This is a genomic window from Acinetobacter seohaensis (assembly GCF_056431365.1).
In genome coordinates, this window is record NZ_JBWKMK010000064.1 from 1 (window position 1) to 586 (window position 586).

The following is a 586-nucleotide window of genomic DNA, read 5'->3' on the forward strand; positions in this document are numbered from 1 at the left end:
CACCAAGCACCTGTGAATCACTGACATTATTGGTTGTAAGCTGAACTGCTCGTATTTGTAGGGTTTTAGCATCTATACCAATATGAAGTTTACGCCATTGGCGACGATATTCAGGTCCATGTTTCTTACGTTTCCACTCACCTTCACCTAGAAACTTTAAGCCAGTTGAGTCGACGAGTAGATGTAGCCCATCACTACTTTTTTGATAGCTAATCGCAATATCAATATGTTTTTGTCTTCGACAAAGCGTACTGTAATCTGGTGCGGTCCAATTTAATCCACAAAGTTTAATCAGACTTTGAACAAAACCCGTGACCATGCGTAAAGAGAGTCTAAATAAAGATTTGATCATTAAACAGCATTGAATAGCCGTATCGGAGTAAGTTTGATTTCGACCTTGCTTGTTTTGTGGTTGTGCATACCACTGAGTGTTTGGATCAAACCAAATGGAAATGTTGCCCCGATTAATGAGAGCGCGATTATAGGAAGACCAGTTGGTTGTACGATAAGTTTTAGGAGTAGGTTTATTCATTTTGAAATTATAGGACTGAATAAACCTTATAGGCTAGGTTTGTGCAACAAAGCC

1 protein-coding gene is annotated in these 586 nt (G+C 39.1%); it reads right to left on the bottom strand.

The genetic code is table 11. The features are described from left to right. A partial coding sequence (locus AC07E5_RS09625) for an IS5 family transposase (protein WP_498625324.1) occupies positions 1-532 on the bottom strand: 532 nt, incomplete at its 3' end. Positions 533-586: the final 54 nt, after the last annotated feature.